Annotated in this window: 21 protein-coding genes; 15 read left to right on the top strand and 6 right to left on the bottom strand. The window is 72.6% G+C overall.

Going from position 1 to position 20,888, the window contains the following annotated elements; translation table 11 throughout:
* Nucleotides 1-126 precede the first annotated feature (126 nt).
* From BC793_RS24645 to BC793_RS24625, 5 genes are all read left to right on the top strand, one after another.
* Nucleotides 127-864, top strand: a complete 738-nt coding sequence (locus BC793_RS24645) for a GntR family transcriptional regulator (RefSeq protein ID WP_109596433.1) — start codon at nucleotides 127-129, stop codon at nucleotides 862-864.
* Nucleotides 865-1,109: 245 nt separating this feature from the next.
* Nucleotides 1,110-2,777, top strand: a complete 1,668-nt coding sequence (locus BC793_RS24640) for an alpha/beta hydrolase (protein WP_158319346.1) — start codon at nucleotides 1,110-1,112, stop codon at nucleotides 2,775-2,777.
* A gap of 136 nt (nucleotides 2,778-2,913) precedes the next feature.
* Complete coding sequence (locus BC793_RS24635; protein ID WP_109596161.1) at nucleotides 2,914-3,798, top strand: bile acid:sodium symporter family protein; 885 nt, start codon at nucleotides 2,914-2,916, stop codon at nucleotides 3,796-3,798.
* 13 nt (nucleotides 3,799-3,811) lie between these two features.
* A complete protein-coding gene (locus BC793_RS24630) occupies nucleotides 3,812-4,048 on the top strand; it encodes a hypothetical protein (RefSeq protein WP_109596159.1) in 237 nt (78 codons plus the stop codon).
* Nucleotides 4,035-5,459: an FAD-dependent monooxygenase gene (locus BC793_RS24625; protein ID WP_109596157.1), complete on the top strand. Its 1,425-nt coding sequence runs from the start codon at nucleotides 4,035-4,037 to the stop codon at nucleotides 5,457-5,459. Before BC793_RS24630 ends, BC793_RS24625 begins: the two co-directional genes overlap by 14 nt.
* On the opposite strand, the gene BC793_RS24620 is transcribed toward BC793_RS24625, so the two are convergent.
* Complete coding sequence (locus BC793_RS24620) at nucleotides 5,446-7,602, bottom strand: RCC1 domain-containing protein (RefSeq protein WP_146246426.1); 2,157 nt, start codon at nucleotides 7,600-7,602, stop codon at nucleotides 5,446-5,448. The genes BC793_RS24625 and BC793_RS24620 overlap by 14 nt on opposite strands.
* Nucleotides 7,603-7,706: 104 nt before the next feature.
* On the opposite strand from BC793_RS24620, the gene BC793_RS24615 reads away from it, so the two are divergent.
* Genes BC793_RS24615 through BC793_RS24605 form a run of 3 tightly spaced genes read left to right on the top strand, consistent with a single transcriptional unit; the run spans nucleotide 7,707 to nucleotide 9,658 of the window.
* Nucleotides 7,707-8,216, top strand: coding sequence for an ArsR/SmtB family transcription factor (locus tag BC793_RS24615; RefSeq protein WP_109596153.1), 510 nt, complete (start codon nucleotides 7,707-7,709; stop codon nucleotides 8,214-8,216).
* Nucleotides 8,213-9,055: a M23 family metallopeptidase gene (locus BC793_RS24610; RefSeq protein ID WP_109596151.1), complete on the top strand. Its 843-nt coding sequence runs from the start codon at nucleotides 8,213-8,215 to the stop codon at nucleotides 9,053-9,055. The genes BC793_RS24615 and BC793_RS24610 overlap by 4 nt, the downstream gene beginning before the upstream one ends.
* Before the next feature lie 18 nt (nucleotides 9,056-9,073).
* The gene (locus BC793_RS24605) at nucleotides 9,074-9,658 is read left to right on the top strand and encodes a DinB family protein (RefSeq protein WP_109596431.1); all 585 of its coding nucleotides are present in this window, start codon (nucleotides 9,074-9,076) and stop codon (nucleotides 9,656-9,658) included.
* A gap of 70 nt (nucleotides 9,659-9,728) precedes the next feature.
* On the opposite strand, the gene BC793_RS24600 is transcribed toward BC793_RS24605, so the two are convergent.
* On the bottom strand, nucleotides 9,729-10,937 hold the full coding sequence (locus BC793_RS24600) for a hypothetical protein (RefSeq protein ID WP_146246425.1): 1,209 nt from the start codon (nucleotides 10,935-10,937) through the stop codon (nucleotides 9,729-9,731).
* Between the two features lie 327 nt (nucleotides 10,938-11,264).
* On the bottom strand, nucleotides 11,265-11,813 hold the full coding sequence (locus BC793_RS24595; protein ID WP_109596147.1) for a hypothetical protein: 549 nt from the start codon (nucleotides 11,811-11,813) through the stop codon (nucleotides 11,265-11,267).
* 181 nt (nucleotides 11,814-11,994) lie between these two features.
* Here BC793_RS24595 and BC793_RS50290 point away from each other — a divergent pair, with 181 nt between their 5' ends.
* Nucleotides 11,995-12,150 (top strand): hypothetical protein, encoded by a 156-nt coding sequence (locus BC793_RS50290; protein ID WP_170167269.1) that lies wholly within the window; start codon nucleotides 11,995-11,997, stop codon nucleotides 12,148-12,150.
* Nucleotides 12,151-12,227: 77 nt separating this feature from the next.
* Here the strand turns inward: BC793_RS50290 and BC793_RS24590 are convergent, their stop codons facing one another.
* A complete protein-coding gene (locus BC793_RS24590; RefSeq protein ID WP_109596429.1) occupies nucleotides 12,228-12,962 on the bottom strand; it encodes a VOC family protein in 735 nt (244 codons plus the stop codon).
* Between the two features lie 87 nt (nucleotides 12,963-13,049).
* Here BC793_RS24590 and BC793_RS50690 point away from each other — a divergent pair, with 87 nt between their 5' ends.
* The 5 genes from BC793_RS50690 to BC793_RS24565 all read left to right on the top strand — a co-directional run bounded on the left by BC793_RS50690 (nucleotide 13,050) and on the right by BC793_RS24565 (nucleotide 18,523).
* Nucleotides 13,050-13,895: a hypothetical protein gene (locus BC793_RS50690; protein WP_203896377.1), complete on the top strand. Its 846-nt coding sequence runs from the start codon at nucleotides 13,050-13,052 to the stop codon at nucleotides 13,893-13,895.
* A 4-nt stretch (nucleotides 13,896-13,899) separates the two neighbouring features.
* A complete protein-coding gene (locus tag BC793_RS24580; RefSeq protein WP_109596145.1) occupies nucleotides 13,900-14,856 on the top strand; it encodes an FAD-dependent oxidoreductase in 957 nt (318 codons plus the stop codon).
* A complete protein-coding gene (locus BC793_RS24575) occupies nucleotides 14,853-15,533 on the top strand; it encodes an HAD family hydrolase (protein WP_109596143.1) in 681 nt (226 codons plus the stop codon). Before BC793_RS24580 ends, BC793_RS24575 begins: the two co-directional genes overlap by 4 nt.
* A gap of 75 nt (nucleotides 15,534-15,608) precedes the next feature.
* Nucleotides 15,609-17,669, top strand: a complete 2,061-nt coding sequence (locus BC793_RS24570) for a HelD family protein (protein WP_109596142.1) — start codon at nucleotides 15,609-15,611, stop codon at nucleotides 17,667-17,669.
* Nucleotides 17,670-17,764: 95 nt separating this feature from the next.
* Nucleotides 17,765-18,523: a maleylpyruvate isomerase family mycothiol-dependent enzyme gene (locus BC793_RS24565; protein WP_109596140.1), complete on the top strand. Its 759-nt coding sequence runs from the start codon at nucleotides 17,765-17,767 to the stop codon at nucleotides 18,521-18,523.
* A gap of 91 nt (nucleotides 18,524-18,614) precedes the next feature.
* Here the strand turns inward: BC793_RS24565 and BC793_RS24560 are convergent, their stop codons facing one another.
* Nucleotides 18,615-19,637 (bottom strand): Glu/Leu/Phe/Val dehydrogenase dimerization domain-containing protein, encoded by a 1,023-nt coding sequence (locus BC793_RS24560; RefSeq protein WP_158319345.1) that lies wholly within the window; start codon nucleotides 19,635-19,637, stop codon nucleotides 18,615-18,617.
* Nucleotides 19,638-19,715: 78 nt separating this feature from the next.
* Here BC793_RS24560 and BC793_RS24555 point away from each other — a divergent pair, with 78 nt between their 5' ends.
* Nucleotides 19,716-20,171: an Lrp/AsnC family transcriptional regulator gene (locus BC793_RS24555; RefSeq protein WP_109596136.1), complete on the top strand. Its 456-nt coding sequence runs from the start codon at nucleotides 19,716-19,718 to the stop codon at nucleotides 20,169-20,171.
* A 16-nt stretch (nucleotides 20,172-20,187) separates the two neighbouring features.
* On the opposite strand, the gene BC793_RS24550 is transcribed toward BC793_RS24555, so the two are convergent.
* On the bottom strand, nucleotides 20,188-20,874 hold the full coding sequence (locus BC793_RS24550) for a CBS domain-containing protein (protein WP_109596133.1): 687 nt from the start codon (nucleotides 20,872-20,874) through the stop codon (nucleotides 20,188-20,190).
* Between the last annotated feature and the right edge of the window lie 14 nt (nucleotides 20,875-20,888).

The raw sequence follows: 20,888 nt of genomic DNA, 5'->3' as shown, positions 1-20,888 counted from the left end.
CGAACGTTTCCGCCGCACGTGTGAGCAGCCTCTGCCGCCCTGTTGATCACGTCAATAGTTTGTATTGACATTCTTCTGAACGCACTGACAAACTTCCGCGATTGTCACGCTGTGGGGGTGCCCCCGATGCCCATGCCGCCTCTCGAAATCGACCGCACCAGCCCCGTTCCCATCTACTTCCAGCTCGGCCGGCGCCTCGAGGAGGCGATCGACCGCGGCGAACTGGTCCCCGGTGAGCGACTGCCCACCGAGGTCGAGCTCGCCGAGGCGCTGGACATCTCCCGGCCCACCATCCGCCGCGCGATCGAGGAACTGGTCAGCAAAGGGCTGCTCACCCGCAAACGCGGCGTCGGCACCCGGGTCACCGACGTACAGGTCCGTCGCCGGGTCGCCCTGACCAGCCTCTACGACGACCTGGCAGCGGCCGGCCGGCAGCCGCAGACGACCGTGCTGCGGTTCGACCGCGACTGCGTCGACCGGCATGCCGCCCGGATGCTCGGCCTGCCCCCGACCGAACGCCTGGTGCACTGCGAACGGCTGCGCCTGGCCGACGGGGTGCCGCTCGCGGTGCTGCGCAACTGGCTGCCGCCCCGGTTCGCCGACCTGACCGCCGAGGCACTCGGCATGCGCAGCCTCTACCGGCTGATGGCCGAGTGGAACGGGCGGCCCGCCGTCGCCAAACAGCGGATCACCGCGAAGGCGGCGACCCCGGCGCAGGCCCGGCTGCTCGACATCGGACAGCACACGCCGCTGATCAGCATGCAGCGCACGTCGTTCGACAGCACCGGCGCCACCGTCGAGTACTCCGACCACCTGTACCGGGCCGACCACTACGCCATCGAGGTGACCGTCTTCAACCGCTGACACCGCCCGCCCTCTCGTCGCAGCGGCCGGCCGCCGACAGGCTCGGCGGCCGGCCGACGGCGGGAGAACAATCGCACATCAGTCAACGCCGGGCCTGGGGTGTTTCGGCCCGGTTGACAGGGATTCGGATTGTTGCGAGTGTGCGTCCGTTGTGTTTCTTGTGTGATCCTGTTCTCTTCCGGGGGCACTCGATGTCTTGGAAAGCTCGCGCTCTGCTGGGCACCCTACTCTTGACGCTTACATCTGTGAACGTTCCCACACCGGCTTCCGCGGGCGGCGGATCGACGGCCTGCGCCACCACCGGATCGGTCGACTTCGGGGTGGATCTGGCCGGGGACGGCTGGAAGTTCACCACCGGCGACGACCCGTCCTGGTCGGATCCGGCCTTCGCCGACACCGGCTGGCGGGACTGGACCGTCCCGGACGACTGGGGTGCGCACCCCGACCTCACGTCGTACGACGGCTTCGCCTGGTACCGCAGGACGTTCACCCTGCCCGCCCGGCCGGCCGGAATCACCGACTCGGCCGTCGTGGCGGCGCTCGGGAAGATCGACGACGCGGATCAGGCGTTCCTCAACGGGCGGGAGATCGGGCGGACCGGGGGCTTCCCGCCCACCTTCGACTCGACGTGGGAGGTGCCTCGCGAGTACTACCCGGCGGACGGCCTGCTGCGCTGGGGCGCCACCAACGTGATCGCCGTACGGGTCTACGACGGCACCGGCGGGGGCGGCTTCCACCAGGGCCCCGTCGGGCTCTACTCGAAGGCGCGACTGCGTGCCCTGGCCGGTGACACCGGGACGGCCGCCACCCGTACCCAATTGGCTCATGTCTGTGCCGTGCTGGACCGGCAGCATCGCGCCGTCGCCGCCGGAGACGTCCGCGGTTATGCCGCGACCCTGGCCGACGGGTTCTTCCACCAGGGTGACACCGCCGCCCGCCGCCTGGCCGGCCTGCGGGAGCTGCTCGGCGCCGGGCGGGTGACGCTGACCGACGCGCAGGCCGAGGTGTTCGTGGACGGCCAGGGCCGGCTCGTCGTCGACACCATCCGCACCTGGACCGGGCTGCCGCCGGCACGGGAGCTGCTGTACGTCGACCCGCGCCGCCCCGTCGAACTCGGCGACCACGCGCGGTTCTTCCGGGACGACTACCGGTCGGCGGCGATGGGGCGGCGTGCGCAGTTCAACGTGTACCTGCCACCGGCCTACACCCGCACCACCACCCGGCGGTTCCCGGTGGTCTACATGCTGAACGGGTTCAACGGCAGCAACATCGAGTGGGAGGCGCGCGACATCGGCACCGTCCTGGACCGGCTCGGCGTCGAGGCGATCGTGGTGTTCCCGGACGGCGGCAGCGGCTGGTACGCCGACACGTCCGCCGGCAGGTACCGGACGATGATCGTGGACGAGATCGTGCCGCTCGTCGACCGGGCGTACCGGACCGTCGCCGACCGTGACCACCGCGGGATCAGCGGGGTGTCGATGGGCGGGCAGGGCGCGTTCATGCTCGGGCTGACCACTCCGGCGGTGTTCAGCTCGATCACCAGTCACATGGGGGCGCTGAGCCTGCCGCCGCTGGCCGGGACGCCCGCGGAGCAGGCCGCCAACGCCGGGTTGCGGCCGCTCACCCTGGTCGCCGGGATGTCGGCGGCCGATCTGGGGCGGCACCGGTACTACTTCGACGGTGGCGACTCCGACGAGTACCGGTTCGGGGCGGCGGCACAGCAGATGAGCACGGCGCTGGCCGCGAAGGGGGTTCGGCACGACTACCAGCTGGGCGCCGGGCGGCACGACGACGCGTACTGGATGCCGAAACTGGATCGGTCGTTCGGGCTGCACGCCGAGCAGTTCGCGGCCCACCCGGTGAAGCAGCCGCGCGAGCCGAAGCCGGTCCGGTCGCCGTACGTCTGGCCGTAGCCCGCCCCGCATGCGCCGGCCGGACCGCTGATGACGGTGGCCCGGCCGGCGCATCGAGGGCCGGTACAGTGACGGCCGACACAGTCCTGGCCGAAATGAGGATTCCTCACATCCTCGCGCCGACGCAGAATGCGGCATGGACTCGGCATTGACGGCCATCGGGCTGCCCATCGCACTCGGCATCATCATGCTCGGCCTCGGGCTGGGCCTCACCGTGGCCGACTTCCGCCGCGTCGTGCAGTTCCCGAAACCGGCCCTCATCGCGCTCGCCTGTCAGGCGCTGCTGCTGCCGGCACTCTGCTTCGGGCTCGTCCTCGCCCTGGACCTGCGACCCGAACTGGCCGTCGGGATGATGCTGCTCGCCGCGTCACCCGGCGGCACCACGGCCAATCTGTACAGCCATCTGTTCGGCGGGCACGTCGCGCTCAACGTCACCCTGACCGCGGTCAACTCGGTTCTCGCGGTCGTCACGCTGCCGGTGATCGTCAACCTGTCGGCCGCCCGGTTCCTCGGCGACGGCGCGTCCATCGGCCTGCAGTTCGACAAGGTGCTCCAGGTGTTCGCGATCGTGCTGATCCCGGTCGCGATCGGCATGGCGCTGCGGGCCCGCAACGAGGGCCTGGCCGCGCGTCTCGCCCGGCCGGTCAAGATCGTGTCGGTGATCGTGCTGGTCGCGGTGATCGCCGGGACGGTCATCAAGGAACGGGACAACATCGCCGACTACCTGGTCGCCGTCGGCGTCGCGGTCCTGATCTTCAACGTGATCAGCCTCGCCATCGGGTACGGCGCACCGCGCCTCGCCGGAGTTGGCCGGCGCGAGTCGATCGCCGCCGGCATGGAGATCGGCATCCACAACAGCACCCTGGCGATCACCGTGGCGGTCAGCCCGGCCCTGCTCGACAGCACCGAGATGGCGATCCCCGCCGCCGTCTACGGCATCCTCATGTTCTTCACCGCGGCCGCGTTCGGCTACCTGGTCACCCGTCAGCGGACCGCCGAGGTCAGCAGCGCCGGCGCCTGACGAGAATCCCGGCATGCTGACCGGACTGGAGCGGCCGGACGAGGCGTTCCGGCGATGGATGCGCCGCGACGCCGTGTTCGCGGCGACGGTCGCCGATCAGGCACGCGACCTCGGCTACCCGGTGATCGTGACCGACGGCAGCGTCGGCGTACGACGGAGCACCGCTATGGTTGCTCGTCTTCTGTCGACCGGTGCCGATCGGTCCGACGGCCGTGCCACCCGGATCGGGGAACGCCGTGACCAGCGATGACGTGACAGAGGCCGCGGTGGTGGTCGTCGGGATGGGCCCGGTGGGGGCGCTGCTCGCGGCGTTGCTCGGCGGCCGGGGTGTGGCGACGGTCGTGATCGAACCGCAGGAACTGCCCTACCCGAAACCACGCGCCGCCGTGCTCGACAACGAGGCACTACGGGCGCTGGGACTGGTGCCGGGGCTGCCGCCGGCCGAGGAATGGGCCACCCCGGTGGCCGCCAGCGGCGTGATCGGACCGGACCAACGGCCGCTGCTCATGATCGGGCAGAACGGGCGGGCGTACGGCCATCCGGCTCTCGCCCGCCTGGACCAGCCGGCGCTGGAGACCGGTCTGCGGGCCGCCGCCGAGGCCACCGGCAGCGTGCGGGTGCTCACCGGGCACAGCGTCACCGGCGTGGAGCAGCGCGACGGCACGGTCACCGCGTTCCTCGACGACGGCCGGCGGGTGACCGGGCAGTGGCTGGTGGGCTGTGACGGCACCGGGAGCACGGTGCGGACCGCGGCCGGGATCGGCTTCACCGGTACGACCTACCCGCAGCCGTGGTTGGTGGTCGACGCCGTGGGCGGCGAGGGGGACGGCGGACCGAGTGTCGCGTTCGTGGCCGACGAGACCCGGCCGTGCGTGGTCATGTCCCAGCCGGGCCGGTGGCGGTGGGAGTGGATGCTGCTGCCCGGCGAGGACCCCGGAGAGATGGCCGCCGACGAGACGGTACGGCGGCTGATCGCCGACTGGACCGAGCCGGCCGGCCTGCGGATCGAGCGCGCCACGGTGTTCACCTTCCACGCCCGGATGGCCGACCGGTGGCGGGCCGGGCGCGTCCTGCTGGCCGGCGACGCCGCCCACGCCATGCCGCCGTTCGCCGGGGCCGGGCTCGGCACGGGGATCCGCGACGCGGTCACGCTGGCCTGGCGGCTGGCCGACGCGGTCGCCGGCGACGACAGCGCACTCGACGGCTACGAACGCGACAGGCGGCCCGACGTCGAGCGGACCACCGCGCTGGCGCTGCGCATCGGCCGGGTCGTACAGAGCCGCAACCGTACGGTGATGCGCCTGACCCGGGGTGTGCTGCGCACGGTGGCGGCCCTGCCGGGAATCGGGCGCCTGGGCAGCCGGCCCCCGGTCGTGCGCCGGGCCCTGCCGAACCCGGCGGTGCGGGTCGCCGGTGGAGCGCCGACGACCCTCGACGAGGTGATCGGCTACCGGTGGGCGTACCTCGGCCACGGCTGCGACCCGCGCGACGTGACCGACGGCATCCCGGACGGCGCGGTGCTGCTGGCCCTGGACCATCCCGAGCCGCGGCCGGGCTGCGTGCCGATCACCGACCTGGACGGGCTGCTGTCCGGGCGGGCCGGGACCGTCACGGTGGCCCGTCCCGACCGTTTCCCGCACACGACGATCAAGCGGTCGTAGCGACGGGCCGCCGGACCGGGGTCAGGACGCCGAGCTGAGTCTGCCGGTTGTCGCCCCAGCACCACAGGCTCCGGTCGGTGCGCAGGGCACAGGTGTGGGACTCGCCGGCGCTCACCGACTGCCAGGCGGTGCCGTCGCCGACGCGTACCGGGCGGTGCCGGTCGGTGAAGGTGCCGTCGCCGAGTTGCCCGGCGCTGTTGGAACCCCAGCACCACAGGCTCCGGTCGGCACGGACGCCGCAGGTGTGTCCCCGGCCCACGGTCACCGTCGTCCACCCGGAGGACTCCCCGACCCGGCCGGGCAGCGGGCGCGCATCGGTGCGGCCGGCGCCGACCTGTCCGTTGCTGTTGTCGCCCCAGCACCACAGGCTCTTGTCGGCGGTGATGGCGCAGGAGTCGTCGTAGGCCGCCGAGGCCGTGGTGACGGTCCGGCCGCCGGGCCTGATCGGCGGGGACCACGGGTCGCCGGTCTTCTCGTCGCCGCGCTGTCCCTTGTCGTCGGCGCCCCAGCACCACAGTTCACCGTGCACGTCGGAGGCGCAGGTGTGTGCCGTCCCGACGCTCACCGACGTCCAGGTGGTGGTGAGGTCGGTACGCGCCCGCACCGGCGCGGTGACGAGGTCCTCGTCGGCGGTGCCGAGCTGGCCGGCGACGTTGGAGCCCCAGCACCAGAGGGAGCCGTCGTGGCGCAGGACGCAGGCGTGTGAGGTGCCGGTGCTGACGCCGGTCCAGGTGGTGCCGGTGCCGATCCGCAGGGGTTCGTCGGACCGGTTGCCGCCGCCGAACTCGGCACCCCAGCACCACAGCGCGCCGGCGCCGTCCACACCGCAGGTGGAGGTCCATCCCGCGGACACCGACTTCCACGGCGCGTCGGAGACACGCCTCGGCGGAAGCCCGGTGTCGTTCGTGCCGTCGCCGAGCTGGCCGGCGTCGTTGTCGCCCCAGCACCACAGTGTTCCGGCGGTGGTGAGCGCGCAGGTGTGCCCGAGGCCGGCGGTCACCTGCCGCCACCGGGCGGCGGGCTGGACGGACAGCGGTTCGTTGCCGGCCGGCGGCGACGTCGTGCCGTCGCCGAGTTGTCCGTAGCCGTTGGCGCCCCAGCACCAGAGGGCACCGGCGGTGGTGAGGGCGCACGTCCGGTCGCCGCCGGCGGTGACCGCCGACCAGGAGAGGTCGGCGTTGACGTGGGCCGGCTGCACGACCCGGGCGGTGGTGCCGTCGCCGACCTCGCCGGCGTCGTTGTCACCCCAGCACCAGAGCTCGCCGTTGGTCCGCAGCGCGCAGGTGTGGCCCCGCCCCAGGGTGACGTCCGACCAGGACAGGCCGGCGCCGACCCGTTGCGGACCGAAGCCGGCGGGTGCCGGGACGGGGGTGTCCGGCCGGTCGGCGGGGCCGCTCGACCAGCACCACAGGTCGTGGCGGGAGTCGACGGCGCAGATGTCGGAGTATCCCGCGGTGACCGACGTCCAGGACGAGGAGGTACCGACCCGGGCGGGTGCGGTCTGTGCGGTCTCGGCCTGCCCGCCGGCGATGCCGCCGTGGTCGGAGCCCCAGCACCACAGGGCGCCGGTGGTACGGAGGCCACAGGTCGTGCCGTTCATGTCGATGTCGGCCCAGTCCGTGTCGGCACCGATGCGGACCGGGGTCCGGCGGTCGTCGGTCGTGCCGTCGCCGAGCTGCCCGCCGCCGTTGTCGCCCCAGCACCACAGGCTGCCGTCGGTGCGGAGGCCGCAGGTGGCGCCGCCGCCGGTGGCCACCGAGGTCCAGTCGGTCGCCGTGCCGACCCGGACCGGCGACGTACGCGTGCCGTCGTCCTCCCCGGTGCCGAGCTGCCCGTCGCCGTTCCTCCCCCAGCACCAGAGGCTGCCGTCGGTGCGCACTCCGCAGGTGTGGCCGTCGGTGGGCGCGACCACGCTCCAGGTGGTGGCGGCGCCGACCCGGGCCGGCCGGGTGCGGGTCTCGGTGGTGCCATCACCGATCTGGCCGTCGCCGTTGAATCCCCAGCACCAGAGCGACCGGTCGCTGCGGATGCCGCAGGTGGTGTCCCCCGCTCCGGCCACGACGGCCGACCAGGTGGGCTCGGCGGTCTGCGGCACGGCGATCGCGGCGGTGAGCCACAGCGTCACGATCGGCGGCGACGTCATCGGCATGTCGGTCCTTCCGGACAGTAGTTGATCTCCACTCTCCGGCCCGGACGGAGAGGGAACCCCCGTTGAACGGTTTTACGTAATTACGTTATGGTGGGGCGGTGAGCGACACCGACCGCCTTGCCGCCCTCGAACAACGTGTCGCCGAGCTGGAGCAGCGCTTCGAGAGCCGGGAGAGTCCCGGCGAGCCCGCCCCCACCCCGGACGCCGAGCTGTTCTGGGCACTCGAGGGCCTCGCCAGCCGGGTCGACGACCCCGGAGCCGTCCTGATCACCGGCCACGTGACCCTGCCCGACGGCCGCGCCGCCCGGTGGCAGGAGAGCGCCGGCACCCGAGACCTGCTCGACGGCGACTGGACACAGCAGGTCGCGGCCCTGGCCGCCCTCGCCCACCCGGCGCGGATCCGGCTGCTCCAGCGGATCCTGCACGGCGCCGGCACCGCCGCCGAGCTGACCCAGGTCGACGGCATCGGCACCAGCGGGCAGGTCTACCACCACCTGCGGCAGCTCGTCGCCGCCGGCTGGCTGCACACCCGCGGCGGTGGGCGCTACGAGGTGCCCGCCGCCCGCGTCGTCCCCCTTCTCACCCTCCTGTTGGGAGCCCGCCGATGAAACGCGCCATCGCCCGCCGGCAGACCTGGTGGCTGCGGCTGTTCGTGATCAGCGTCGTCGTCACGCTCGTCCTCCCGGACGTCCCCCTCCTCCTCGACCTGCCGATCAAGGCCCTGCTGCTGGCACTCGCCCTCGTCCGCCCGCCCCGCTCGACGAAACCGCCGGTCGACCTGGCGGCGCCGGTGCGGGGCCGGTGGGTCGCGATCAACAGCCCCGGCACCGGCACCCCCAGCCACGGGGTGCGGGCCTACGGGCAGACGTATGCCGTGGACCTGCTCCGGCCCTCCCCCGACGCGCCCACGAGGATCGGCTGGTCACCGCGCACACGGGCGCCCGGGTCGTACCCCTGCTTCGGCGAACCGGTCCTGGCCATGGCCGACGGCACCGTGGTGGCGGTGACCGGCAACCGGCGCGACCACCGCAGCCGGGACACGTGGCCGACGCTGATCTGGATGATGACGGTCGAGGCGTTCGCCCGCGAGTTCGCCGGCGCCTCCTGGATCCTCGGCAACCACATCGTCGTCCGGCACGACGACGGGACCTTCTCGGCGTACGCCCATCTGCGCCGCGGATCGGCCCGGGTGCGCATCGGTGACCGGGTCGCGGCCGGCGGGCAACTGGCCGAGGTCGGCAACAGCGGCAACACCTCCGAGCCGCACCTGCACGTCCAGCTGATGGACGACCCGTGCCCGACGGCGGCCGCCGGCATCCCGATGCACTGGCCGGACCTGGCGTTCGAGGACGAGAAGGACCCGCGCTGGTCCACCGGCGACCCGAAACCCACCGCCGTGACCGGCTTCCCGCAGAACGGTCAGCTCTTCGAAGCCGGCGTGCGATGACCCCCTAGGGTGCCGATCATGGCTTCCTACGATCCCAAGACAGACCTCCGCCACTACCTCGACGCGGCCCGGCGGGCCCTGGTGTGGAAACTGGAGGGCCTCTCGGAGTACGACGTGCGCCGCCCCCTGACCACCACCGGCACCAACCTGCTGGGACTGGTCAAGCATGCCGCCGGGGTGGAGAGCGGCTATTTCGGTGTGACGTTCGGCCGCCCGTTCCCGGAGCCGCTGCCGTGGATGGAGGACGACGCCGAGCCGAACGCCGACATGTGGGCCACCGCCGACGAGTCCCGGGCCGACGTCATCGCCCTCTACCACCGGGTGTGGGCGCACGCCGACGCCACCATCGAGGCCCTCAGCCTGGAGACCGTCGGCCGTGTCCCGTGGTGGACCGAGGACCTGGAGAACCACTCGCTGCACCGGATCCTGATCCACGTGATCGCCGAGACCCACCGGCACGCCGGCCACGCCGACATCGTCCGTGAACTCGTCGACGGCGCGGCCGGCACCCGCGCCGGCAACAGCGGCCTGCCCGACGGCGACCCCACCTGGTGGAGCGCCTACCGCAACCGCCTGGAGGAGACCGCCGACGGCTTCCGGTGACCCCTCGGCTCGTCGTTACTGCGGGGCGACTCACCACGTGACCGCCCGACGGTGAGTCGTCTGCCGCTGGTCAGCAGATGAGCAGAGGGAACCCTTCCGGGGGAAAGAGGTAGCCGCTGCCGCGGGCGGCGGTCCGGGAGTCGAGCGCGACCATGGTGGTGCGATCGGTGGGATCGGCCGGCTGCTGCCCGCTCGTCGGGTCGCCTCCCTCGGACTCGATGAGGGTGTTGGGGCCGAGTCCGCATCCACTGCCGTGGAGGCGTGAGCGGGCGGGGTTGCCGGGCAGATCCAGGCGGTGCCGGGCAACGCCGGTGGCCAGGTCGACCAGCAGGATGGCGTGGCCGTTGGCCCACGAGACCTCTCGTGGATCGCCGCCGGCCCGGATGATGGGCACCACGGCGGTGATCCCGTCGCCGAGCATCAACTCGCCCGGCCATCCAGTCTGGTTGACGATCTCGCCGGGCCGCAGCTGGGAGCGCAGGTCGGCGTCGACGACGCGGGGCTGCCGGCCGCCCACGACCCAGTGCACCGTGGTCGTGCTGGTGTTCGCGGGTTCGGCCCAGATCGGGTCGCCGTGGGCGGAGACCGCGACAAGCTGGGAGCCGAGGGAGGCGGTTGAATCTTCCACCCGGCGCACGCTCGCGCCGGCGATGTCGACGACGGCGGCGACGGCCTTCTCCCCGGGGAGGCCGCCCGCCGACACCGCCGCCCAGCGCGCGCCGGGTGACCAGAACACCGGACCTCCCAGCACGAGGCGGTCGGGTGGGGACACCGTGCGCGACGTTCCGCTGGGCAGATCGCGCAGGACCAACCCGGCGGACTCGTCGTACAGCAGCAGGAAGGCACCGTCCGGAGAGATCGGACCCGGCCCCACCTGCATCACGTCTTTGGGCAGCGAATACTGGGAGCCGTCGGTGAGCACGAGCCGGAGCCGGCACTTCTCGTTGTCGACGTCTATGGGGTTGCACCGTGCGTAGAGGAACGCCGCGCGGGCCAGCGGCCGGTCCGGCAGCGGCGCCGGATTGGCCACCGGTGAATCCACCGTGGACAACGCGGCGGTGGACGGGCCCGCCGAGTCGGCCCGCGGACCCGTCGGGTGGGCCGACTCACTGGGAGCCGACGGTTGCAGCGGCGAGCACGCCGCGACGAGGCCGGCCGCCACCAGCCCCGCGGCCGCCAACCGGGCCAGCCGGCGGCGACGGCCCGACCGCCCGGCCGGCTCCTCGCCTACCCCGACACCGTCGGCGCCCAAACCCGAAGACTCTGACCGGTCCCTCATCACAGCACCCCTCCCGTACGGGCGGCGAGCCCGACGACCGCCACGCCCGCGCGGGGTGGGGACGGCCGACCGTACCTCACTCACCGACCACCATGGCCGGACGCGCCGCACCGACCTGACGGCGCACCGGCGATTCGACTGACTGTGACGGAGCGTTCTCCGGCGGGTGGGTGACTGACGCTCCGGCACGCTGAGGCACGCGGAACCGTGTCAGCGCCTGTCGATGGTCGTCCTGGTGGTCATGTCGGACCGATCAGGAGCGATGGAGGTGTCGGACTCTCTGCGATCAAGACCCGCAACTCACTCGGCTCCGGGCGAGACAGGTACTCAGCCGGCCCGCTGGGCCTGGGCGACGCAGTCGCGGACGCGGCGGACGTCCGGCACCTCCCACAGGATCGGGGTGTCGGACGGCTCGTCGGACCAGCCACGCCAACCGCGTTTCGCCCCGCCGGTGAAGACGTCCCCGATCCCGGGGAAACCGCCGAAGGCGAGACTTCCGGACCCGTCCGGCCGCTCGGCGATCACCGGAGGCGGCAGATCCCTGAGGTAAGCCGTGGTCAGCCGGGCGCCGGTCGGCCCGCCCCGGACGACGACGCGGCCGTCGGTGACCGTGTAGACGGTGCGCCGGGAGGCGAGGGCCCGCACCAGGAACCGCCCCGCGACCAGGTAGACCCCGACGATCACGAACGGGACCCCGAACAGCGGGAAGAGCCCCGCGCCGTCGCTGCGCAGAGCCCGCACCAGCCAGACGATCGCGAACCCGCACCACACGACGCTGAACGGGAGGAGCAGCACATCGGTCCTGCGGAACAGCCGGTGCCGCATCGGAGCGCCCTCCCAGAGGACACGCTCGCCGGGCAGAAGGTAGGACTCCACGCCATGCATGATGGCCGATCATCCCGAGTGCTGCCATCCCGCGCCAGTCACTACCCGCCTCGGTCCGGGCCGGGCCGTGCGGGCGGCGGCGGAGGAGGTCATGGACCGGAGCCTGTGTTTAGCGGGCCTCGCCGTGGGGGTACTGCGTCGCCGCTCTCGACCCCCATTGCTAGGAGCGGACATGACCATTCCGGGACTTCTCTATATCATCGCCGTGATTCTGCTCGTCGTGGCGGCGCTGCCGATCAACACGGGCCGGATCAGCCTGGGGCTGTTGGCGGCCGCGTTCGCTCTTCTGGGTTACTCCTGGGACACCATCACCGGCACGGTGTCCTGAAGCCATTCGGTACGCGTCAGCGCGTACCGGGCCTTGTCCTGGTCGAAGCCGGTCTCGCACCTGAGGCCGGCTTCTTCTCAGTGGGCGAGGACGCAGAACTCGTTGCCCTCCGGGTCGGCCAGGACGCGCCACGCCACGTCGCCCTGGCCCACGTCGGCGTCGGTGGCGCCCAGGCTGTGCAGGCGGCCCACCTCCGCCTTCTGAGCTTCCCGGGGGTACGGCAGCAGGTCCGCATGCAGACGGTTCCACCAGGCCCGCGTACCGCTGGTGCGAAGGAATTCGAGGAAGGGGCCGGTGCCGCCGGGCGAGCGCAGCCGCGCGAAGTCGCCGGTCGACTCGTGGACGGTCCAGTCCAGGGCGCCGCCCCAGAAGCGGGCCATGGCCGGCGGGTCGGCGCAGTCGACGACGAGCGCGGCGATCGGGCCGGTGTCCCGGTAGACGTCGCGGGGCTCGAGCACGCAGAACACGTTGCCCTCCGGGTCGGCCAGGACCGTCCACGCCACGTCGCCCTGACCGACGTCGGCGGGGGTCGCGCCGAGGTCCCGCAGCCTGGCGACCAGCTCCGCCTGGTGGGCCGCCGAGCCGGTGGCGAGGTCGAGATGCAGCCGGCCGTGCACGGTCGAGGGGTCCGGGACGGCGATGAAGTCGAGGCACAGGGCGTCCGGATCGGGCCAGGTGAAACCGGCCGGGCCGACGGCGGTCGCGCCGGGTCTGTCGCTGAAGACGGTCCAGTCCAGGGCCTGCGCCCAGAACCGGCCGAGTGCCGCGGTGTCCCGCGCTTTGCCGTTGACCATAGCGAGCCGCAGCGCCATGTCGCCGATCATAGGTGAGGGTTCCCGGGGTACACGTTCGTGCGCATGTCCTCCACCGGGCACGCTGAGGTGTGATGATCGACGACGATGACGGCGACCCTGGCTCACCTGCTGGTCCCGTCGCGGGCCGTCGTACTGGCCTGTGGCGGGTTCCTGGATCAGTGGCGGGCGCTGGGCGAGCCACTGTCGTCGCGGGCGATGCGGGCGGCCGCGACCGGTGGCGCCCACCTGCGGGACTGGCTGGCCGAGGCGGTGGTGGCGCCGGCCGGTCCCGGGAAGCTGACGGTGACCGCACGGACCCGGCCCGGCGCGTACGAGCCGGTCGACACCATCGCGGGAATCGACGTCGACCTGGATCTGCCCTGGCCGGCGGTGTCGGGCGGGGCGGCGCCGGTGGTCCTGGGCGACCTGCCGGTGGACCCGTGCGGGATGATCATCGGGGATGCGGTGGCGCTCGACTCCTGGGTGGGTTTCCTGCCCGCGGCCCGCAGTGTCGACGGGCTGGCCGATGTGCGGATCGGTGGGCGGGGCGCGGAGGAGGCCTGGGCGCGGTACGGCGCGCAGCCGCTGCCGGGGCTACGGAACCGGAATCTGCACGGCTGGCTGGATCTGCCGGTGACGGTGGCGCACGAACGGGCGGCGGCGATCAACGAGTGGGCGCTCACCCGGGGGCACTTCGTTCAGATGGCGTACGTGGAGCCGCACAGCCATCACCATCTCGGTTCGCGGGCCGGCCGGCTGGATCCGCTCGGCGCCGGGGTGATCGAGGTGGCCGGCTGTCCGGTCCTCTGTGTCGGCTGGGCACCGAGTGAGTTGCAGCGGTTCTCCGCGGGACGCGCGTTCGGGCAGGTGTACCCGGTGACCCTGGAGAACGTCGGCGGACGGGCCACGCTGCGGTGGACCATCCCACCGGCCACGGGGCCTATCGTGTGATCCCGTGAGCAGAGTGACGGTGGTGGGTGCCGGGGTCGTCGGGTTGAGCGTGGCCCATGAGCTGGCCCGGTCCGGGCACGAGGTACGGATCGTGGCGGCGCGGGAGGCCCCGGACAGTGTCTCCGGGGTGGCGGCGGCCATCTGGTTCCCGCACGACGTGGATCATTCGCCGGCGGTGCTGGATTCGGCGGCGGTCACCTACCGGCGGCTGGCGGAGCTGGCCGGCGACCCGCGGACCGGTGTGCATCTGCGCCGGGGGACGGTCCTGTCGCGGCGGGCCGAGGTGGACACGTCGTGGACACGGGCGGTGCCGCACACCGAGCCGGCCGGGCCGGACGGGCTGCCGGCGGGTGCGTCCGGGATCCGGTGCACGGTGCCGCTGGTCGAGACCAGCACCTATCTGGGCTGGCTGCGGGAGACGGTGACCGGTCTGGGCGTGCGGATCCGGGCCGCCGAGTTCGCATCGGTCGGCGACGTGCTGCGCCAGGACGACGCGGACGTGCTGGTGGTGGCGGCGGGGTTGCGCTCGGCGGCGCTGCTCGGCGACGACGACGTCAGCTTCCCGATCCGGGGGCAGGTGGTGCGGCTGGCCAATCCGGGGCTGACCGACTGGATCACCGACGACGACAATCCGGGCGGGCTCACCTACGTGGTGCCGCGCCGCGACGACGTGGTCTGCGGCGGAACCGGGGACGTCGGCTCCTGGGACGAGCAGGTCGACCCGGACGTGGAGGCGGCCATCCTGCGGCGCGTCACCGAGCTGGTTCCGCAGCTGGCGGGGCAACCGGTGCTGTCGCGGGCGGCCGGGTTGCGCCCGGGCCGGGCCGGAGTGCGGCTGGAGGCGGTCGCCGGGCACGATCGGCCGGTGTACGCCTGTTACGGCCACGGCGGGGCCGGCTTCACCCTCTCCTGGGGCGACGCGGCCCGTGTCGCCGCCCTCATCGGTGCGTCGGAGACGTGATCCGGGCGGTCCTCTTCGACGTCGGCGGGACGATTCTCGACGAGACCCACGAGTTCGCGGCCTGGGCGGATCGGCTCGGCATTCCCCGGCACACGTTCTCGGCGGTCTTCGGGGCGGTGATCGCGCGCGGACAGCCCTATACGGAGGTGTTCCGGGTGTTCCGGCCGGACTTCGACCTGGCGGCCGAACGGGCGCTGCGGGCTGCGGCGGGACAGCCGGAGACGTTCGGCGAACAGGACCTCTACCCGGACGCGCGGGCCTGCCTGGCCGCCCTGAAGGCGCAGGGCCTGTTCGTGGGGCTGGCCGGCAACCAGCCCGCGCACGCCGGGCCGCTGCTGAGCGCGATGGACCTCGCGGTGGACCTGATCGGCACGTCCGAGGGCTGGGGTGTGGAGAAGCCGGCACCCGGGTTCTTCGAGCGGGCCGTCGCCGAGAGCGGCCACGATCCGGCGTCGATCCTGTACGTCGGTGACCGCCCCGACAACGACGCGCGCCCGGCGCGGCTCGCCGGCATGCGGACGTGCCTGATCCGGCGCGGCCCGTGGGGTCACGTCCTGGACATGCCGGAGGAGGCCGGGCGATGCCTGTTCCGGATCGGCTCGCTGGAGGAATTACCCGGCCTCGTCACCCGGCACAACGCGTTGAGCAGCGAAAACAATAGCCAGATAGCAGGCTGATCGGCATGGCAAGAAACTGAGAGACCTCTCTCCTCCATAGGCGTTCTCCCGTTTCGGGGTTCTACCTTGGCCGCCATGGAGAACGGGGAAGCCATCACCGAGGAACAACGATTTCTCGAGGTCGCTCTGGCGCGGCGTGACCGGCTGGCCGCCCGGCTCGGCGACGAGATCGCGGACGCCGGCGACGACGGGCTGGGCCCGGCCCGGCAGCGGATGCTGCGGCAACGGTTCGAGGAGTTGCGGCGGGCCGGTGACGGGCTGGTGTTCGGGCGGCTCGACGCGGTCGACGGGACGGTACGGCACATCGGGCGGGTCGGGCTGCGGGCCGGCGACGGTGGTGCCGCAGCTCCGGGGGACGATGCCGACGAGCCGCTCCTGATCGACTGGCGGGCCCCGGCCGCCCGGCCGTTCTACACGGCGACCGCCGTCGAACCTCAGGGGCAGGCACGGCGCCGGCACATCCGTACCGCCGCGGGAAAGGTCGTCGGGGTCGACGACGAACCGCTGGACGGGTCGGTGGAGGCGGAACTCGTCGGCGAGGGTGCCCTGCTGGCGGCGCTCGGCGCGCGGCGGACCGGCCGGATGTCGGCGGCGGTCGCGACGTTGCAGCGGGAGCAGGACGACATCGTGCGGGCCGAGGCGTCCGGGCCGCTGATCGTGCAGGGTGGACCGGGCACCGGCAAGACCGTGGTGGCGTTGCACCGGGTGGCGTATCTGCTGTTCACGCATCAGCGGATGGCGGAGCGGGCGGTGCTGGTGGTCGGGCCGTCGGCGCGGTTCCTGGACTACATCGGGCAGGTGCTGCCGGCTCTCGGGGAGACGGCGGTGGTGTCGGCGACCTGCGACACGCTGGTGCCGGGTGTGTCGGTGGGCCGGGCGGAGAGCCGGCGGACGGCCGAGATCAAGGGGCGGGCGCTGTGGCAGGCGGTCCTGGAACGGTACGTGACGTCACTGGTGCCGCAGGCACGGCAGCTGAAACTGCGGTGGGCGGGCGACTTCCATCCGGTCGAGGTGGACCCGGTGCCGGGACGGCCGTACCACCAGGCCCGCGCGATCGCCGCCGGACAGGTCCATCACCTGCTGGCCGAGGCCGTCGCCGAGCAGCGCGCAACGATGCTGGAGCAGATGGAGGAGGGGTACGAGGACATCCTGGCCCGGTTCGGTCCCAGCACCGTCGACCCGCACCACACCGGCAGTGACGTCGACGGGCTGATGTCCGAGGAGGAGATCGAGGAACTGCGGGACCACATCGCCGCCGATCCGACGATCGCCCGGTTCCTGGAGTCGTGGTGGCCCACCCTCGACCCGGAGGCGGTGCTGCGGGATCTGCTGGGCGACGCGCAGCGCCTGGCCCGGTTCGCGCCGGAGCTGTCCGCGGACGAGATCGCCGCCGTAGCCGCCGAGCCGCGGGCGTGGGCGCCGAGTGACGTCGCACTGCTGGACGCGGTGGCAGAACTGCTGGGTGAGACCGGGACACCGGTGCCGCAGGGTGAATTCACCGCCGACCGGGCGCGACGCACCCGGGAGTGGGTGTACGGGCACGTCGTCGTCGACGAGGCGCAGGAACTGTCCGAGATGCAGTGGCGGATGGTGCTGCGGCGCTGCCCGAGCCGGTCGATCACCGCGGTCGGCGACATCGACCAGGCGGAGGCACCGCACCGGCACACCACCTGGGCGCAGGCGGTCGGTGCGGTCCTCGGCGAGCGGTGGACCGCGGCCCGGCTGACCGTCTGCTACCGCACCCCGCGCGAGGTGATGGCCCTCACCGGGCCGGTTCTGGCGCGGGCGGGCAGCCACAACGAACCGCCGACGGCCGTACGCTCGTCGGGCATCGACCCGTGGCAGGTCACGGTCACCGCCGCGGAGTTGCCGGGCACCGTGGAACGGGCCGTCGCGGATCTGAAGCGGCGGTGGACGGTCGGCGTGATCGCGCCCGAGGACCGGATCGCGGCACTCCGGGCCGTCGTGACGGACGTGCCGGTGCTGACCGCGACCCAGGCCAAGGGTCTGGAGTGGGACGCGACGCTGGTTGTGGACCCGGACGGGATCGCCACCGGTCCGCGCGGGTGGAACGGTCTCTACGTGGCGCTGACCAGGTGCACCCAGGAGCTGGGTCAGGTGATCGTCCGTGGCTAGGTCGGTCTGGTCGGGACCAGAACACGGAGGACTCGGTGCGCGACCCGACGGGTAATTCGCTGTCCGATCTCTGGACCGGGTGGTAGACATCCCGGGTGTCAACGAACCTGGACTTCTCCGACCTCCTGCGCCTGCTCGACGAACGATCGGCCGCCTTCCGGGCCGCGATCGCCGCGGCGCCCAGTCTCGACGCGACGGTGCCGACCTGTCCGGACTGGACGCTCGCCGATCTGGCGCACCACATCGGCGAGGGCCGTCACCGCTGGGCCGCCACCGTGGCCGCCGGGCCGGCCGACGCGCCCCCGGACCGGTCGGAGTGGAACACCTCCGACGCTCCGCGCGACCGTGCGGAGCTGCTGGCCTGGCTGGCCGAGGCCACCCAGCGGCTGACGGCCGCGCTGCGGGCGGCCGGGCCCGACGCCGGCTGCTGGACGTGGTGGCCCACCTCCCAGTCGCCGCAGACCAGCGGGGCCGTCGCCCGGCACCAGGTGCAGCAGCTCGCGGTCCACACGTACGACGCCCAGCTCACCGCGGGTGCCGCTGAGCCGCTGTCGGCCGAGGTGGCGCTGGACGGTGTCGACGAGTTCCTGACCACCTGCGTCGCGACCGCCAGCCGGTGGCCGCACGACCCGGCCGTCATCCGTTTCCGCGCCGCCGAGGGGCCGTCCTGGACGCTGTACCTGTCCGCTGACGGCGCCCGGGTCGACCATGTGCCGGCACCGGCCGACGTGACGGTCGAGGCCACGGCCGAGGAGCTGGTCCTGAACTTCTACGGCCGGATCCCGCTGGATTCGCTCAAGATCGACGGCAACCGTGTCGTCCTCGAGCAGTTGGTGGCCTGGGAGCCGGAGTAGGTCTGATCGCCGGCTCTCGCGGCCGGGCCGCCGTCATGCGGCCACGATCTGCCGGGCCTTCGTCATGCGGCAGCCATCCGCCCGATCGGTGTCATGCGGCCGCCATCCGCCGGGCCGCGGCCAGTGGTGTGATCCGGTGTTCGGCCGCGTGGGCGAGCAGGGCGGTGGTCTTCTCGCCGATCCGGTCGACGCGGGCCGCGGTGGCGGTGTCGTCCAGGCCGGTCTCCTCGCGGGACACGGCGTGCACGATGCCGCCGATCGAGGCGAGCACGTCGGGGACCCAGGTGATGCCGCGTTCGTGCAGCACGACGCCGGCGCGGTCGTCGGCGAGCTGGTTGTTGGCGGGGCCGACGATCAGTCCGGCCCGGCACGTCCGCGCGGCCCGGTCGGTGAGCAGGCCGCCGGTCGCGGCGGGGACCAGCACGTCCAGTTCCTCGGTCAGCAGGTCCGCGGTGGTCCACCGGGCCCCGCCCGCCTCGGCCTGCCCGGCGAGGCGGGAGTCGACGTCGGTGATCAGGACCGTCGCCCCGGAGCGGATCAGTTCGCCGGCCACCAGGCGGCCGACGTGCCCGTACCCGATCACGCCGATCCGCCGGCCGCTGACCCGGTCGTCGCCGTGGCGGTGGCGCAGCCCGGCGCGCAGCGCGGCGATCACCCCGCGTGCGGTGGCCGCGGAGGAGTTGCCACTGCCGCCCTCGGCCTCGGGCCGGCAGAACGCGTTGCCGCGGGCCAGCCGGTGGATCAGTGACATGTCGTCGGGCGTGGAGCCGATGTCCGGGCCGCAGCGGTAGCGCCCGTCGAAACCGTCGATCGCCTCGGCGATGTCGGTGATCAGGTCGGTGCGCCGCCGGGGATCCACTCCGTCCGGTGGCAGCACCGCGACCGTCTTCCCGCCGCCGTGGGCCAGGTCGGCGAGTGCGCATTTCATGGTCATCGCCTCGGACAGGCGCAGCACGTCGTCGAGCCCGTCGCGCCAGGACGGGTAGGGCTTGATCCGTACGCCGCCGATGGCCGGACCCCGCGCGGTGGAGTGCACCGCCACGATGACCGTCACCCCGGTACGCACGCCGCGGACGGCCCGGACTTCCTCATGACCCAGTTGCGTTCGATCCATGAGCCGAATCCTGGACGGAGCCATCACGCGGGTCAAACGTTGCCGAGGTATGTTCGATCCATGGCGGAAACTGCGAACATGGATCGGCTCGATGAGCAAATCGTGGACGAACTCCAGCGGGACGCGCGCATCCCGTTGCGTGATCTGGCGCAGATCGTCGGCGCCGCGCCGTCCACGTGTTCCGAGCGGATCAGGCGGCTGGAGCAGCGTGGTGTCATCACCGGTTTCCGGGCCGAGGTGAGCCTGTCCGCGCTGGGCCGGCGGGTGCAGGCGCTGGTGTCCGCGCAGGTCCGGCCGCTCAGTGCCGACGTGATCGACACGTTCGAGCGGGAGGCCCTGGCGATGCCCGAGGTGATGGCCGTCTACGTGCTGGCCGGCGGCGACGACTTCGTGCTGCACGTGGGCGTCGGCAGCATCGAGGACCTGCACCTGTTCCTGGTCAACACGCTCAGCCGCCGGCGTGAGGTGGTCGGTTTCCGTACGTCGACGATCTTCCGGCACGCCCGCAACCAGACCCTCACCCGCCTGGGGTGAGGGTCGGGGGTCCCGGTCAGGCCACGAAGTAGGCGGGGACCGGGTCGGCCAGGTCGTGGTCGTCGACGTCGAAGGCGATCCGGGAGTCCACGAAGACCACACCGGCGACCATCCGGGTCAGGCGTTCGGCGAGGACCGCGGTGGACCAGCGCTCGACCCGGCCGGAGAGCGTCACCTGGCCGTGGTCGACGACCGCACCGACACTGCCGGTACGTTCGGTGAGGGTGGCCTCCCCGACCGCGGCCCGCACGTCGGCGAGGATGTCGTCGTCGTGGCGCAGGTGCTCCTTCAGCAGGTCGCTGCGGCTCACGATGCCGGCCAGCCGGCCCAGCAGGTCCTCCACCGGAAGCTGTTTGACGTGCGCCTCGTCCATCCGGCGGGCGGCCGTACGGATGCCGGTGGTCGCGAGTACCACCTCGGCGGGTGCGGTCATCAGCTCGCCGGCGGTCAGCGCCCCGGCCTTGCGGCGGGCCGCCCGGCCACGGAGCTCGAACCACTGCGGACGATCCGTCCCCGCATATTCGATCTTGCGGAGCAGGTCCGACTCGGACACCACCCCCAGGACGCGCCGATCGGCGTCGACGACCGGCACCGCGTTGATCCGGTAGGCCGCCAGCAGGGCGACCACCTCCCGGTAGGGCGTCGCCGGGCCGACCGTGACGACGTCCGCGGTCATCACATCACTGACATGCCAGATCCTCATCTTCGATCCCTCCG

Origin of the sequence: Actinoplanes xinjiangensis (assembly GCF_003148685.1) — a bacterium.
Taxonomy (GTDB): Bacteria; Actinomycetota; Actinomycetes; order Mycobacteriales; family Micromonosporaceae; genus Actinoplanes; species Actinoplanes xinjiangensis.
Note: the sequence above shows the minus strand (reverse complement) of the source record. Positions and strands in the feature narration are given on the sequence as shown.

Excerpts from the sequence above, each read along its gene's own strand:
- BC793_RS24610 (WP_109596151.1), top strand. The coding sequence starts at position 8,213 with ATGAAACGCGCCATCGCCCGCCGGCAGACCTGGTGGCTGCGGCTGTTC.
- BC793_RS50690 (WP_203896377.1), top strand. The coding sequence starts at position 13,050 with ATGACGGCGACCCTGGCTCACCTGCTGGTCCCGTCGCGGGCCGTCGTA.
- BC793_RS24620 (WP_146246426.1), bottom strand. The coding sequence starts at position 7,602 with ATGACGTCGCCGCCGATCGTGACGCTGTGGCTCACCGCCGCGATCGCC.
- BC793_RS24550 (WP_109596133.1), bottom strand. The coding sequence starts at position 20,874 with ATGAGGATCTGGCATGTCAGTGATGTGATGACCGCGGACGTCGTCACG.
- BC793_RS24635 (WP_109596161.1), top strand. The coding sequence starts at position 2,914 with ATGGACTCGGCATTGACGGCCATCGGGCTGCCCATCGCACTCGGCATC.
- BC793_RS24590 (WP_109596429.1), bottom strand. The coding sequence starts at position 12,962 with ATGGCGCTGCGGCTCGCTATGGTCAACGGCAAAGCGCGGGACACCGCG.
- BC793_RS24605 (WP_109596431.1), top strand. The coding sequence starts at position 9,074 with ATGGCTTCCTACGATCCCAAGACAGACCTCCGCCACTACCTCGACGCG.
- BC793_RS24570 (WP_109596142.1), top strand. The coding sequence starts at position 15,609 with ATGGAGAACGGGGAAGCCATCACCGAGGAACAACGATTTCTCGAGGTC.
- BC793_RS24560 (WP_158319345.1), bottom strand. The coding sequence starts at position 19,637 with ATGGATCGAACGCAACTGGGTCATGAGGAAGTCCGGGCCGTCCGCGGC.
- BC793_RS50290 (WP_170167269.1), top strand. The coding sequence starts at position 11,995 with ATGACCATTCCGGGACTTCTCTATATCATCGCCGTGATTCTGCTCGTC.
- BC793_RS24600 (WP_146246425.1), bottom strand. The coding sequence starts at position 10,937 with ATGAGGGACCGGTCAGAGTCTTCGGGTTTGGGCGCCGACGGTGTCGGG.
- BC793_RS24645 (WP_109596433.1), top strand. The coding sequence starts at position 127 with ATGCCCATGCCGCCTCTCGAAATCGACCGCACCAGCCCCGTTCCCATC.
- BC793_RS24630 (WP_109596159.1), top strand. The coding sequence starts at position 3,812 with ATGCTGACCGGACTGGAGCGGCCGGACGAGGCGTTCCGGCGATGGATG.
- BC793_RS24555 (WP_109596136.1), top strand. The coding sequence starts at position 19,716 with ATGGATCGGCTCGATGAGCAAATCGTGGACGAACTCCAGCGGGACGCG.